The organism is Cellulomonas sp. ATA003 (genome assembly GCF_031582905.1).
GTDB lineage: Bacteria > Actinomycetota > Actinomycetes > Actinomycetales > Cellulomonadaceae > Pengzhenrongella.
On record NZ_CP133990.1, the window covers coordinates 3,612,174 to 3,626,603 of the forward strand.

11 protein-coding genes and 1 pseudogene are annotated in these 14,430 nt (G+C 69.3%); 4 read left to right on the top strand and 8 right to left on the bottom strand.

From position 1 onward, the window contains the following. Window positions 1–89 precede the first annotated feature (89 nt). From REH70_RS17895 to REH70_RS17900, 3 genes and pseudogenes are all read left to right on the top strand, one after another. Window positions 90–1,277 (top strand): hypothetical protein, encoded by a 1,188-nt coding sequence (locus tag REH70_RS17895; protein WP_310749409.1) that lies wholly within the window; start codon window positions 90–92, stop codon window positions 1,275–1,277. Further along, window positions 1,274–1,576: pseudogene (locus REH70_RS20930) on the top strand (glycosyltransferase family 2 protein); the annotation flags it as partial. The gene REH70_RS17895 and the pseudogene REH70_RS20930, both read left to right, overlap by 4 nt. A gap of 95 nt (window positions 1,577–1,671) precedes the next feature. Further along, on the top strand, window positions 1,672–2,214 hold the full coding sequence (locus REH70_RS17900; protein WP_310749412.1) for a hypothetical protein: 543 nt from the start codon (window positions 1,672–1,674) through the stop codon (window positions 2,212–2,214). A 66-nt stretch (window positions 2,215–2,280) separates the two neighbouring features. Here the strand turns inward: REH70_RS17900 and REH70_RS17905 are convergent, their stop codons facing one another. From REH70_RS17905 to REH70_RS17935, 7 genes are all read right to left on the bottom strand, one after another. Continuing rightward, window positions 2,281–4,293: a hypothetical protein gene (locus REH70_RS17905; protein ID WP_310749415.1), complete on the bottom strand. Its 2,013-nt coding sequence runs from the start codon at window positions 4,291–4,293 to the stop codon at window positions 2,281–2,283. 73 nt (window positions 4,294–4,366) lie between these two features. Next, the gene (locus REH70_RS17910; protein WP_310749417.1) at window positions 4,367–5,380 is read right to left on the bottom strand and encodes a hypothetical protein; all 1,014 of its coding nucleotides are present in this window, start codon (window positions 5,378–5,380) and stop codon (window positions 4,367–4,369) included. A 121-nt stretch (window positions 5,381–5,501) separates the two neighbouring features. Continuing rightward, the gene (locus REH70_RS17915; protein WP_310749419.1) at window positions 5,502–6,797 is read right to left on the bottom strand and encodes a hypothetical protein; all 1,296 of its coding nucleotides are present in this window, start codon (window positions 6,795–6,797) and stop codon (window positions 5,502–5,504) included. A gap of 179 nt (window positions 6,798–6,976) precedes the next feature. After that, the gene (locus REH70_RS17920; RefSeq protein WP_310749421.1) at window positions 6,977–8,050 is read right to left on the bottom strand and encodes a hypothetical protein; all 1,074 of its coding nucleotides are present in this window, start codon (window positions 8,048–8,050) and stop codon (window positions 6,977–6,979) included. A gap of 284 nt (window positions 8,051–8,334) precedes the next feature. Continuing rightward, window positions 8,335–9,405: a glycosyltransferase gene (locus tag REH70_RS17925; protein WP_310749423.1), complete on the bottom strand. Its 1,071-nt coding sequence runs from the start codon at window positions 9,403–9,405 to the stop codon at window positions 8,335–8,337. A gap of 58 nt (window positions 9,406–9,463) precedes the next feature. Then, window positions 9,464–9,820: a glycosyltransferase gene (locus tag REH70_RS17930; RefSeq protein ID WP_310749425.1), complete on the bottom strand. Its 357-nt coding sequence runs from the start codon at window positions 9,818–9,820 to the stop codon at window positions 9,464–9,466. Next, window positions 9,817–10,449, bottom strand: coding sequence for a hypothetical protein (locus tag REH70_RS17935; RefSeq protein WP_310749427.1), 633 nt, complete (start codon window positions 10,447–10,449; stop codon window positions 9,817–9,819). The genes REH70_RS17930 and REH70_RS17935 overlap by 4 nt, the downstream gene beginning before the upstream one ends. A gap of 735 nt (window positions 10,450–11,184) precedes the next feature. Here REH70_RS17935 and REH70_RS17940 point away from each other — a divergent pair. Beyond that, window positions 11,185–12,467, top strand: a protein-coding gene (locus REH70_RS17940; RefSeq protein ID WP_310749431.1) for an IS3 family transposase whose coding sequence is annotated in 2 segments (ribosomal slippage) — window positions 11,185–11,464 and window positions 11,464–12,467 — 1,284 coding nt in all. Because the reading frame shifts where the segments join, the coding sequence is not laid out codon by codon here. A 424-nt stretch (window positions 12,468–12,891) separates the two neighbouring features. Here REH70_RS17940 and REH70_RS17945 read toward each other — a convergent pair. Further along, entirely contained in the window at window positions 12,892–14,115 is a 1,224-nt protein-coding gene (locus REH70_RS17945; protein WP_310749433.1) for a hypothetical protein, read from the bottom strand. Between the last annotated feature and the right edge of the window lie 315 nt (window positions 14,116–14,430).

Genomic DNA, 14,430 nt, shown 5'->3' on the forward strand with positions numbered 1-14,430 from the left:
ACCACGTGCACCCCAGACGCTCGAGTCATGCCCGTAGCGGCCGACCGACTGCGCTGCCCGGGCTAGCCCGCCGCCTAGCCGTCGCCGCTGTGGCCGGTGCACTTCTCGTTACCGCGACTGCACCCGCGCAGGCCGCGCCGGCGGGGTCGCCGGTCGGCAATCTCGACCGGGTCACTCCGGTCACCGGTGGGCTCGAGGTCTTCGGCTGGGCCGCTGACCGCAACACGACCAAGCCGGTGACCGTCAAGGTCGCCGTCGCCGGCAGCACCCGCACCCTGACCACCGACGTCGCCCGCGCGGATGTCCCCCGCGCCTACCCCGATCTCGGCCCGCGCACCGGCTACAAGACGGTGGTGCCGCTACCCAAGGGCAGCCACGAGGTTTGCGTCACCGTGGTCAACGTCGGCCCTGGGGCGGACCGCACCTTCGCCTGCCGCACCGCCACCGTCACGTCCGGCACCGCGACCCCGGCACCCAAGCCGGCCCCGGCCCCCACCCCCACACCGGCCGTGTCGAGCTCGTCACGCACGCTGACGTGGGCCCCGCCGAAGCTCACCAACCCGACAACGATCACCGTCTCGAACACCAACCGCGACCTGATCCTCAAGGCCGGCCAGGACTACATCGTCAAGATGCCCAGCACCCCGCTCGAAGCCAAGGGCGGTCTGATCATCGGCGGCGGCCGCAACGTCGTCCTGATCGGCGGCGAGATCAAGATCAGCAAGAACAGCACCCACGGCAACGACGTCCGCGGCCTGTACCTCAAGGGGCAGTCCGGCACGATCCACGTCGAAGGCCTCAAGATCACCGGTGCCGCGCTGGCCGAAGGCATCAACCTCGACCAGCGCAACGGCGCCACCGTCCAGCTCCAGAACATCCGCGTCGACACCGTCCACGGCTCCGGCAGCGGCTTCCACGCCGACGTACTCCAGACCTGGGCCGGCCCCAAGGTCCTGCGCGTCGACGGCCTGACCGGCTACACCACATACCAGGGCTTCTTCCTCACCCCCCAGCAGTACGGGCCGCTGCCCGACCTGATGGACTTGCGGAACGTCAACCTTGTCGGCCAGGCCGGAAGCAAGTACCTCGCCTGGCGGAGCGGTACGTGGCCACTGACGACACAGAACGTCTGGGCATCGACGTCCCAGGGCAACGTCGCGCGCAGCCAGTTCTTGCGCGGCACATGGGACGGTGTCCAGTCCGGCAAGCCCGCTTCTGGAGACGTTGTGCCGTCTGACGTGGCGGGAACGAAGTACACGTCTCCGGGCTACAAGTGAGCGGCCCTCTGATCTCGGTCGTCATCCCCTCGTACCGTCGGCACGAGCGCCTGCCATCGCTCATCGAGGCCTACGTGGCGCAGTCCGCCGACCAGGTCGTCGTCGTGCTGGACGGCCCCCACCCCGGCGCCCGCGCCCAGCTGGAGGCGTTGGGTGTCTCAGAGCTGACGGTGCTCGAGCTCGCGACGAACTCGGGACTCGCGCTAGCCCGGATCGAAGGCCTCAAGGCCGTGACCGGCGACGTCGTCCTCATGGCCGACGACGATGTCATGCCAGGACCGGGCGTCGTCGACGCTCACCGGCGCTTTCACGCCGGGACACAGCGGGGGTGCTGCTTGGGTATATGCCCGTCGCGCAGCCTCCCGCGTGGGGCCGGGACGACGCACCCAGCCGCTTGTACGCCCGGGAGTACGACGGGGCGACCCGCCGATGGGAATCTGATCCGAGCACACTGCCTGCGGGCTTGTGGGGCGGGGCGGCGAGCATCAACGCCGCCCTGTACCGGGAAGCTGAGACGCTACGTCCCTCGATCCGCCTCGACTACAGCGAAGACCTCGACCTCGGCCTCCGGCTCGCCCAGCTGGGTGCAACTGCTCGCTTCGATCGCACAGTGGTGAGCAGCCATCTTCACCGCCGGGGATGGCACGCATTCGTCCGTGAGTCGCTCGCACGTGGGCGGTCGACGGCAGCTCTGGAACATCGCTGGTCCGACCAACCCGAGCTGATCCCGCGCCACGTACTCGCCTTGGTCGCCGGTCCCGCGCCGCTCGTTCGGCTGGCAGCTGTGGCCGCCCGCTTCCCGCAAGCTCTCACCACGGCGCCTCTCGGGGTCGCGTATCGCGCCGCGGGACTGCTCAATGCGAACCGCGTCCAGGAAATCGCCTGCCGACTCGTGCGACAGATGCTCGCTGTGCGCGCCTACCGCACCGCCCGCTGAGGCTTACGACCGCCGAGGCGGTCTAACCGTGACACGCCCTGGCACAGCGCCGGCTTCGCCCGCCGCTCACGCGTCACGGCCCCGCCGGGCGACTCGACGTCGGCCCATGGCGAACATCTGCACCCGTGCCGCCTTGCCCGCCAGCTCGCCGATCGACTTCGCCCCACGATCCATGGCTCGGACGGGTCGTGAGGCGCGTGCACGGACGCCAGCGGGCCATGTACCGCGCCGTCGCAGCCGTGGACTCCGGGCTCGCAAGCTCGCCAACACTTCCCGACCAGAGAGGCCCTCTGCGATCGCGTAGTGCAGCTCGTCGTCCTCCTCGAAGGGGAAGTCGCCCCATGCCCGCACCTCGGCGGCCGTTGGAAGAAGCCAGAACGTCCGAAGCGCAGACCAGGTCGCCGCTCGCACATCCACGTACGGGTCGAGCAGCCCCAAAGTGGGCGCAAGCTCGTCGCAGAACACGTCGATACCGTGCCGCACAGCCTCCAGCCCCCATTCGAGAGCATGAGCCGGTCCGGCGTCGCCGCGGATCGGCCGAACGACGTTGCCATCACGCTCGTAGCCGCCCACACGGCCGTGCGTAGGTGCCGCAAACATCTCCAACGCCACCCAGTCGTCAACGAACCGCGTGCCGGCGCCGGTGCCACGCCACTCGTCGTACATGTAGCCACGCGGGTCACGCCCCTCGGCATCGTGCTGGGGCTTCGTCAGACCGAAGTAGCACTCGACCGCTGGAGGCTGACCACCGCATCGCTCGAGCACGGCAGTGAGTAGACGGCCCACCGTGCCCTGCCACCCGATGTCGACGACGGCGAATGGCGTCTCTTCGAGCAAACCCTCCTGACGGAGGTAGTCCTGCGTTGCCGCCGTCCGAGCGCGGGAACGCTCCGCAACTCGCTCGCTCAATGCGCCGGTCATCAGATCGACCATGCGCGAGACGCCGGGAGGGTCCAGCCGCGCGTCCCACACCGACGCAGGTAAACCCGCTTCGGAGAGCACCTGCCCGACGTCCTCGGGAAGCAGATCGACCCACTCGAGGCACTTGCGGACTGTGACCTTCTCCTCGCGCCCGAGGACGGCCGCAAGACGCCCGGCATCGACGTCACCCATCGATGGCAACAGCCAGGCCCGTCGCGATCCCTCGAGGTACCGCAGGTCCATCTCAAGGCCCAGGCCCCGGATCAACCGCCGCGCAATCTGCAGCATGACCTCGCCGTCGCGGGCTACGAAGTAGACCCGGGAGCAACCGGCACGCTGCGCTCGACGCAGGCACCACAGGACGTAGCCGACGAGGGTAGGAGCCGCGACCCCAGCGATCACGGTCGCCCGGTCGCCGTCGATGTCCGGACGCTCGACCTCTAGAACCAGGCGGGTTCGACGCGACGCACCTGCGAGGAGTGATGAGAATCCTCCTGTGGACTGCGCGGCACCCTCCAGCAGCTTCTCGTACCGGTTCAGCCGACCCCGGCTCACCCATTGCCCCGCGACGCCCGAAAGACGAGCCATCCGTACGTCACCCCGCGGGTTGTCCCCGTAGTGCTCCCACTTCCGCGGCCTTTCGGGCAGCGACTTTGCGACCTCGAAGAACGCGGTACCGCGATCCTTGCCCGCGCCGAGCTCGTTGGAGACCCACAGCAGATCGCCATCGCGCATAGCGCCGCTCGTCGTGAGCAGTTCTCCGACGAAAGCTCGGGGCAACGGCGTGTCCGAAAGAAAGCCGATCTGCGCACCCGTCGCCCTGGCCGCTTCGACCTGCGCCACGCCGGCAGGAACCGCGCGAGTGATCGACCGCTCCACGTCGAGCTCGGCGCGCTCCAGGTCAGGTGCCACCTCGGCGTCCAGCCCCAGCAGGTCAACGAGCTGACGCATGACATCCGACAACGTGTATCGGTCGCCAAGTCGCCGGTAGGTCAGGTCCTCCGCGGCGACGCGCGCCGACGCGAATACCTCGGCCCCGCCGAACTCATGGCCAAGCTCGGCCAACCGCCTAGCGACGAGGTAGCTCACCGACCGGGGCTCACCGACTGCCCGGGTCACGACCGTGTCGAAGCAGTCGAAAGTCACCAACTTGTCCACTTGAATCCTCATCATCCGCGTTGCCGCCTGCGTCCTCGCCCGCCCCAAGGAGGGGCCCGACGCATCTGTCCGACTAATCGTCGGCACCGTCACCGGCGTAGCCGGGCGATGCGTAATCCACACCAACTACCTCAGCAGGCACGAAGTCTCCGCGTGGCGGTGTGCCGACCTTGACGTCGTCCCAGGTGTCGTCGCTGTTGTCACCACGGGCCCAGAGGAACTGGTCGCGGTCGTCGGGATCCTTGTCGGTCTCGACCCACACGTTCTGCACCTCGATCGGCCAGGCATCCGAATCCCGCCACAACAGGTAGCCAGCGTCTTCGCCGATCAGGTTGACGTTGCGCAGGTCGAAGCCCTCGGGGTCGTCGTCGATGAACTGCTTCGCGAGCAGGAAGAACCCTTGATAGGTCGTGTAACCGGTGAGCCGGTCCACCCGCAGCACCGACGGCCCCGCCCAGGTCTGGATCACGTCGGCATGGTGGCCGTCGCGCTCACCGACGACCTGTTCCACCCGGATGTTCTGCAGCTGGATCGTCGCTCCCTTGCGTTGATCGAGGTTGACGCCTTCGGCGAGCGCGGCGCCTGTGATGTGCAAACCTTCGATGTGGACGGTCCCGGTCTGGTCCTTCAGGAATAGCGCCCGCTGCGCGTGGCTGCCTTCACCCTCCTCAGATATTCGGATCTCGCCACCAATCAGAACGACATTCCGCCCGCCATGGATCGTCAAGCCACCCACGACGTCCAAAGGCTCATCCGGCATCTCAATGACGTAGTCCGAGTCGTCCTCTAGCTTCAGGCCATGCTCGTCCTCGGTCACCTCGATGGTCTCCGGGTCATCAAGTTCGGGCGGTGCCCAGGTGAGCTCGGCGGGGACCTCGAGCCTGGTCCCGCCGGACTCACGGCTCTCTGCCGAGTCCGGGTCTGTACCGCTCGCGCCGGGCTCCATGTCCACTGTCGACCGCCCGATCTGAACGCCGATCAGGAGCGCAAGCACTAGCGCGAGAGCAGCTGCAACGGTGGCGAGCAGACGCCGCCGAGCCGTGGAGCCCCGGCTCGGTGGCGCTTCGTCGGCACGGGAAGTAGTCATCCTTCCATCCTGTGGCATGGCTGTGACGTAGAGACCCTCGCTCCCGGGTGACATCGCGCCACGCCCATGCGAGATGCGTCACATTGGGCTTGCAGCCTGCACTCTCTCTGGTCGCCGATCGTCAACGCCGCACCGTCGCGACGCCCGGCGCCCAGTGCCCGCCCGGTGGCGTGCCCGCCATCGCCAGCACAGCGCCTGCCACCCCGAACAACGATTGCGGGAGGCCAGCATTCGTGACGTACGGCCACGCGATACAGGCCACGGGCAGGAACACCAAGATCCCGAAGATCGCCGCGGCGGGCAGGCTGGTGTGCTCTGGCTCTACGCGTGCGGCATGAGCGGCGCGGCGGGCCAGCACGACCAGCGAGGCCGCGGTGGCCAGTAGCAAGACGACTCCACCACGCAAGATGAGGCTGATGTACTGGTTCTCTGTCGAGGTGAACACCACATCGCCCGGGCCGATGTTCAGCCCCGCGGGGGCTGCCTCGGCGAGCAGCGGAAGGTAGTCGCGCTGCCAGACGAGGATACGGAACTGGAAGGTCTGAGGCACCGCGCCTTCCGCTGTACCGGAGGCGGGCGTCGTCTGCGCCTGCCAGCGATCGGCCAGAGCTGGCCAGAACACCAGGCCGGCCAGCAATGCGACGCTGACGAGTGCGGCCAGCGCCCGGCGAAGATACTGAACCATGGTCGCCGCAATCAGGAAGGCCGCGACTGCCCATAGAAGCGTAGTAATCGTGACGGAGAGCACGAGTGCAGCGGCGTCGACTGCGACCACAGTCGCCAGGGCGCGTCGCCCGAGGACCGATGAGCGGCTGCCAAGGAGCAGCACCGCACCGATGATCAACGGCACGAGAAGATAGCCGCCGAACGAGTGCGCAATCGTGAATGGCCCAGTGACACGGCTGAAAGTGCCGCCCGGCTCCGGAAGAAGGCCACTGTCGACCACCGAGGAAAGCGCCGCTCGGACGCCGAGCACGTCGAGGTATTGCAGGATGCCCAAGGTCGCGGGCACTACGCTCACCAGCAGCACCCACCGCAGCACAGTGTCCACGTCGCGCCGATCGGACACCCCGCGAGACGCGACCCACCAAGTGGCGAAAGTGAAGGCAGGGAAGAGCCCGCTCCGCAACAACATGTCGAGGGCCAGGTTGTCGGCGTTGAGCCCGTTGGCCACCTCGAGCGCGAGCCCCGTGACCGCCACGGTCAACAGCGCTATGTCGATGCTGTTGATGCGGCGCCAGCGCGCGGTACGCCGAAAGACCAGGGGCGCCAGGCACAGCACCAACAGGATCTCGGAGATCTTGAGTTCTGGGACCACCAGCCCGCGGTCCAGTCCCGCAGTCGCTGGCACAACGGATGCGACGAGTACCGCAGCGACAAGCGGGCGCCGCCAGATCGCCACGAGGACGATCACCACGGCTGCTAGAGCGACTGGTGCGGCGGGATGCACGAGAGCCGACGCACCGATCAGTGTCGCGACTAGAGCCATGACCACACCGAGGCGTGCGAACCGCCACCGGGTCGCCCGCTCCTCTGTTGTTGGCGCCCAGCTCGCTACGTCATCCGGCACGGCGGTGCGTGCGCCGTGCGAGACGTTCACGGCTTAGCAGGGAGGTCTCGAGAGGCGGTGGATCCGTCAGCGGTCGACGGCGCGTCTCCTTCAGCGGACCGATTCGCTCGCGTCTCGACCGACGCCGGCCGGTACCGACTCCGCGGCACGACGGTGAGCACGGCGGATGTCACGCCAAGCAGGTCGAGCTGGACAAGTGCGTCTTCGACGGCTCTCATGCGGGCCCCAACAGCCACGACGAGCACGGTCGCGTCGGCGCGCTGCACCGTGAGCTCCGCGGGGCTTCCGCCAGCGAGTACGCCGGACGGCTGCCACCGGGCGCTGGGCGGCGCGTCCGCGGCATGTCCAGCAATCTGCTGCCCAGCGCGCGCGAGTCGATCCGCGAGAGGCGTCGTCATACCTGCGGACGGCGCGTCGACCCCAACGACGGCGACCTCGGCCACGTCGTCGGCGAGCCTCAGCGCGCGCAGTGCGACGACGCCATCGACAGCCTCACCATGATGACCCGTGAGGTCGAGCACCGGGTGCGTCGTCAAACGCCGCAGCTCTGCGGCGCCCCGAACGCGCGAGTCGAGGCGCTCCAGCAGCAGTGCGGCGCCGATTCCGAGCAGGAGCCCGGCAAGGACACCCAGCACGGGATACGGCGCCAAGGACCCAGCACTGTCGGTGGTCTGCGGGCTTCGCAGCAGAACGAGGTTTCCGGGTGGGATGTTGGGCGTAGTTCCCTGCGACAGCACGTTCGTCAGCGTGGGGAAGAACCCGAGCGTCCGCGCCTCGTCTGTCGAGGTGAAAGTAACGGTGACCACGGGCGTCGAATTGACGACCGATGCGGTCATGCCTTCCTCGAGTTCCTCGAGTGTGACGCCGGACTGCGTAGACAGCGCAGAGATGAGCGCCATGTCGGTCTCGAGGACAGTTGCGTATGTCCGCGCGAGGCCCCCAGCGTCGAACGCGTTACCGGGCAGCGTCGACGGGACTACCTCCAGACCCGTCTGCACAGGCACGATGTACTGCGCTTCAGCTGTGTACTCGACATCAGGGGCGAACTGACTTGCCCACACGGCCACCGCCGTAGTGATGCCCGTGAGCAGCAGCACCACCCACCAGAACCGTCGCATCGCGTTACGCACGTTGGAGACGGGGGCGAAGAGGCGGTCACACGATCTCCTGGTGAGCTCGACGTCATAGTTGGGAGCGGGCACCCGGTCCGCGTGTACCGGTCCTGCTGACTAGCGGGCGGCCGTAGGCCGCCGGGGTTGCGGCCGTACTGCCGCCGCGCGCCAGGGCACTCAGGCTACGACACGGAGAACAGCACGCCGGCAGCCCGTCCGCGCTGCCACGCAATATCACCCTGTCTGTTGGAACCTGTGACTGCTGGCCGGTGTCAGCCTGCGCGCTCGACGTCCGCGAGGACCGCGCGCATCGCCCGGACGAACTCGTCGCGGCCGAAGTGCGAGCGCGCGTACTCCTGGATCTCGTCGTGGTCCCAGGTCGACGCCTCGAACCGGTCCAGCGCGGCGCCGATCTCCCGCGGGGTGGACTCGGGGAACAGCACGCCGGTGCGCCCCTCGACGACCGTCTCGAGCGCCCCACCTCGGCCGAGGGCGAGCACGGGCGTGCCGCAGGCCATCGCCTCGACCGGGACGAGCCCGAAGTCGTCTTCGCTGGGGAAGATCACCGCGCGCGCCGCCTGGTACCCGGCGGCCAGCGCGTCGGTGTCCGCGGCCCCGACGAAGGACACGTTGGGCGGCGCGGAGGCCCGCAGCCGGGGTCCGTCGCGGCCGTCCCCGGCCACCACGAGGCGCCGGTGCGGCGAGGCGCGGAACGCCTCGAGCAGCGGCTCCAGGCGCTTGTACGGCTCCACGATCCGCCCCACCCAGAGGTAGTGATCGCCCCGCGGGATGGGTGCGGGCCGGAACTTGTCGTCGAAGGGCGGGTACACGACCGCGGCCGGCTCGATGCCGTAGAACCGGCGGATCCGCTGGGCAACCGCCTTGCTGTTGGCGACATAGGTGTCGGCCCGGTTGGCCGCGGCGTGGTCGGAGCGGCGCAGCGGGCTCGTCGCCGCGCGCAGCGCGAGGCGCGCGGGAGCGGGCATGGTGCCGCTGTACATCGACGAGCCGCTCCACACCTGGCGCAGCGGGCTGTGGCAGTACACCACCGTCTGCCCGGTGCCCCGCAGGTGGTGGGAGAACGCGTACGACGACGCGACGACGTTGCCGGGGACCGGCCGGGCCATCGACGCGAGCAGGGGGAACAGCAGGCTGGCCTGCCGGTAGTACCGCTCGGCGAACAGGCGCGGGTGGCGCACCTCGACCTCGTCGACACCGAGCTCGGCGAAGATCTCCGGCCGCCCGCCCAGGGTCACCAGAGGCCGCTCGGTCGCGACCTCGAGGGCCAGCAGCGCGGAGACGCGTTCCGCCCCGCCGATGGTGAAGGCGAAGTCGTGCGCCACGCGCCAGCCGTTGGGGCCGGGTAGGGGCGAGGCCGGGGCGGCGCCCGGGGCTGCGCGGTCACGCGTCACCACCCGGTGCCGGGCGGGTGGCGTCGTCGCCGCCGACGGTGCGGGTCACGCGCAGGCCGGTCGCGCGCAGCAGGTCCTCGGCGGTCAGCTCACCGACCTCACGCATGAGCGCGAGCCCGCGGCGGCTGCCGACCGCGGCGATCTGCTCCTGGTGGTCGTCGACGTGCTCACCACGGGCGGCGCGGCGCGGCACGAGGATCGCGACCTTGCCAGCGTCGAGGCACCGCATGAACGTCCCGACACCCGCGTGCGAGACGACGACGTCGGCCGCCTCGATCTCGGCGCGGAACTCCTCGTCCGGCATCATCTCGCGGGCGTCGACGGGCAGGCCGGAGGTGTCGGTCACGCCGGTCTGCCACACGATGTGCGCACCGGGGGCGCGATCTCAAGCACCCGCTCGACGAGGCTGCGGAAGTGCCACGGCCGGGTCGTGCCGAGCGTGACGAAGATGCGCTGCGGCGTCCGGGGCTCACCGGCCGGGCTCACGGCGAAGGAGTCGAGCAGGCTGTGCTCGTACTTCCAGCGCCACGACCGGTTCTGCGGGTACTGGGTGTAGACGGGCACCCACGGCACCGCCTGCAGCACCCGCCCGGCCAGCGACGGACCGGTCGAGCGCGCGAGCGACTCGACGTACCGGGGCCTGGCCCCGACGAGCCGGGCGCCGGGCAGGGCCACGAGCGCCATCGCGGCACCGGTGCTGTAGACGGCGTCGACGTCGTTGCCCTTGAGGATGCGCAGCACCTCGGGCGTGCGGCGCAGCACCGTGCGCCAGTCGCGGGCGTGCACCTCGTCCACGAAGAACGCGCGCTGACCGGCGAGCATGCTCTCGCTCTGCGGCGTCCGGTGCGTGATCCAGATCGCGTCGCGGTACCGCTCGGGCTCGAGGACGGGCGCCATGAGGTTCATCTGGACGAGATGACCGCCGGTCGTCGCGACGAACGCGGGGACGGAGGAGGAACGGTTCGGTCGAGGCACGGTCACAGGGTGGCACACGCTGACGCGCTGACCTGTGCGTCGCACGCGGCCGGGGAGACCGAGATCACCTCCCGGAGAGATACCCGAAAGCCTCGACCATGACGTGTGGGCGGCGCCCGAGCTTGCCTTGTCGCTGTGGATGCTCACGGACCCGTCGTCATTAAGTCCGGCGACAACCATGTTGGCGACGTCGTTGCCGTTGCCGACGAGGTAGTTGACGTCGACGTGGTCGGGCGCCGGGTGCCCTTCCGCCGGTGCGAGTAGACCTGCAGATTCTCGCCCCTCGCGGATTCCCGCGAGCACGTTGAGCGCCGACCGCTGTCGCGCCGGACGGACCCACGGGACACGTAGGCCTGCGCCCCCAGGTACCGCGCCGATCGACCGGGTGCCAGCCACCCCTACCGGCGCCGCCGGCTCGTAGGCCGCGCCGCGCACGTGGAGCCCACGACGCCCGGCACGTCGGGAGAGGTTGGTCGCGGCCGTGTCGGTGACGTAGGTCAGCCGTCCGGTCGCCGAGGTGCGCCGAACCTTGAGCGCTTCGACCTCCGCCGCGTTGACCTACATGGCATCCCGACCATTGGCTACATGCTGTGGCTGGACGGCCGGAACTGGCCGGTGGCCACGTGGGGCGCCTGGGTCGCCCCCGAGGGTCTGCCTGGCGAGACGGATTCCTGTCACCGAAGGTGATTCGCCCCGGGTTCGGTGGAGGCTCTCAACCCAGGAAGGATGAGAGTCATGCCGGCACCGAAGAAGTACAGCGAGGAGCTGCGTGAGCGGGCCACGAGGATGGCGTTGGACGCGATCGCGGCGGGTGAGCAGCGGATGGTCGTGGTCCGTCGGGTCGCGGGCCATCTGGACGTGCACCCGGAGGCGTTGCGCACGTGGGTCAAGCGTGCGGAGATCGACGGCGGGCAGCGGGCCGGGACGACGAGCCAGGACGCGGCACGGATCACCGAGCTAGAGCGTGAGGTCAAGGAGTTGCGGCGGGCGAACCACATCTTGAAGACGGCTTCGGCTTTCTTCGCGGCGGAGCTCGACCGCCCGTCCGTCAGGTAGTCGACTACATCGACGCTCACCGCCACGAGGTGGTGGAGGGGCGCGAGCTCGGGGTCGAGCCGATCTGCGCGGTGCTCAAGGGCACTGCGGCACAGATCGCTCCGAGCACGTACTACGCGACCAGCACGCGGGCCCCGTCGGCGCGTGCGGTTCGCGATGCGCAGTTGGTGCCGTTGATCCGCAAGACCTTCCAGGAGAACTTGTGCGTCTACGGGGCCAAGAAGGTCTGGGCCGAGCTGAACCGGACCGGCACCGCGGTGGCGAGGTGCACGGTGGAACGGCTCATGCGGGCCGAGGGGCTGCGCGGGATCAGCCGGGAGAAGACCCGCCGCACGACCACCAGCGACGGTGCGCAGACCGAGCGGCCGGCGGATCTGGTGGACCGCGCGTTCGTCGCGGACGCACCGAACCAGCTGTGGGTCGCGGACCTGACCTACGTGCGCACCCACGCCGGGTGGACCTACGCGGCGTTCGTCATCGACGTGTTCTCCCGGCTGGTCGTGGGGTGGCAGGTCTCGACCTCGCTACGCACCGATCTGGCCCTGGACGCACTCGACATGGGCCTGTGGGCACGGCTTCGCGCCGGGCAGGACGTGACCGGCCTGACCCATCACAGCGACCGCGGAGTGCAGTACCGAGCGATTCGCTACACCGAGCGGCTCGCCGAGGCCAAGGCCGTCGCTTCGGTCGGCTCCAAGGGCGACTCCTACGACAACGCCCTGGCCGAGGCGTTCAACGCGCTGTTCAAGACCGAGTGCATCCGCAACCCCGCGATGCGCCCACCAGGGGGCTGGAAGTCCGTCGCCGACGTCGAGATCGCCGTCGCCGAGTACGTCGACTGGTTCAACCACCGGCGCCTGCACGGCGAGATCGGACTGGTCCCACCAGCAGAGCTCGAGCAGCACTACTGGGCGCACTACCCTGCAACCGCACCGGCCGAACTCACTGCCGGAGCCAGATAACCGGGCCTCCACCGAACCCGGGGCGAATCGAGGTCAAAGCCAACGAGAGAGTGTCAACCTGGCCGGACGTTCGCGGGAAATCCGCCTAGGACCGGCGAATGTGCGCCAGCCGGAACGCGGCGACCCCGGTACAGGCGACGGCGAGGGCACCGCAACAAGGGTAGGCAATGGCGGGGCAGGGGCGAACTCAGGGATGAGCTCTGCGGCCGCCGGCGGAGTCGACCGCTGTATCCCGGAGAGACGAACCCGTCGTCCGCGGTGCACGGTTCGGCCTGATCGTCGGCGTCGCCGCCGACACCGCGCGTCGTCGGGCATCGAGTTGCGGACTCGACCCGAATCGAGGACCCAGCAGCATCGTCCGGTGCGTCACGAATCGCGTGCCGCCCGGAGCCGCGGGGACACAGCGGCCCCCGCGGCCCGACGCTCAGTCGACGGTGATGAAGCCGTCGCTAGTCACCGTCGGACGCCCGCTGGTGCCCTCGACGACGACGGTGATCGTGTGGACACCCGGCTCTTCCCAGGCGTGGGTGAAGACAATCTCTCGATGGCGTTTCGTGCTCGACTGCAGGTCGATGGTCGCCTGGCGTACCCCGTCTACGTAGACGTGGGCCCGACCGTGGTTCGCCTCTTTGGACGCGACCCATGCAACACTACGTCCCGCGAACGTGTAGGCCATCGAGGCGCCAGCACGATTCGTCCTCCGCGCGGTGCCGTCGGTGTGGACTGGGCTGTGGGTTCCCCACCAGTAGTTGACGCGTGTTGCCTGCGAATCCGGGACCAGCGTGACGGTCCGAGCACTCGACGCTGCCCCGGTGTTGCCCGAGTGGTCGTCAGCTGCAGCCGACCAGGTCGACGTTCCTACGGGCACCTCGATGTTCACCGCCAGCGTGGCAGATGAGTACGCGGCCTGTATCGGTGAGGTAAGCCGCACCTCTCGCACTGCGACGTCGTCGGCGACGGACCAGCGAGCGGTCACCGGAACGAGGCCCGTCGAAGAAATGACGCCCTCACGCAACTCGAGCGCCGGGTCGCCCGCGAAGGTCGGTGCCGTGACGTCGTCGACGGTGACGGTGCGGCAGTCGAACGACCGGTCCGCACCGGAACCCACGTTGACGAAGGTGACGCAGACCGTGCGCCTGCCGGGGGCGACCGGGATCACGGTGTCGAAGCCGGTCTGGGCGCCCAGGTCGGGAAACACCCGCGGGACGTCGGCTCGAGGAACGCCGGTGGTCACCCGGCGGGTCGCGCCGTCGATGGTGATGTCAACGGACAGCGGCGCGGTGGTGTCCCGGTCCGCCGCCCAACCCCGGACGCGCACACCCCCGGCGACCGGCACCACGCCGTCGACATTGCCCACCGGAGAAATCGGCGCCGGAACGGGCGCGGGGGTCGGGACGGGCATCGGCTCGAGCCCCACCGGTCGCCCGCCGTCACCGGTGTCGTCGTCGGGCACGGCGGGCAGCACCGGCAGGACGATGTCGTCCGCGTAGCCGGGCGACGTGTAGCCCACACCGGCCGTCCCCGCCGGGACGAAGTCCCCGGTCGGCGGGGTCCCGACCTGCACCGACGGCCACGCCGCGGTGCCGGCGCCGTCACCCTTGGGCCACAAGAAGCCGTCACGCCAGGAGGGGTCCGCGGCGAGACCCACACGTTGCTCACATCAAGGGGCCACGCGCGGCTGTCGCGCCACATGAGGTAGCCGCTTGTAGCCGTGCCGGAAAGGTCCACCCGACGCAGGTCGAAGCGCTCCGGCTCAGTGTCGTAGTGCTGAGTAGGAAGTAGGAACATGCCTTGGTACTCCGTATCGCCGGTTAGCCCGTCGATGAGCAACTGGCGCGGACCGGCCCATGTCTGGAGGACGTCGGCGTGGTGGCCTGCCGCCGACCCGCGGGTCGTCTCGACCCGGACGTTCTGCAGCTGCACGACGGCACCCTCGCGCTGGTCGAGGTTGATGCCCTCACCC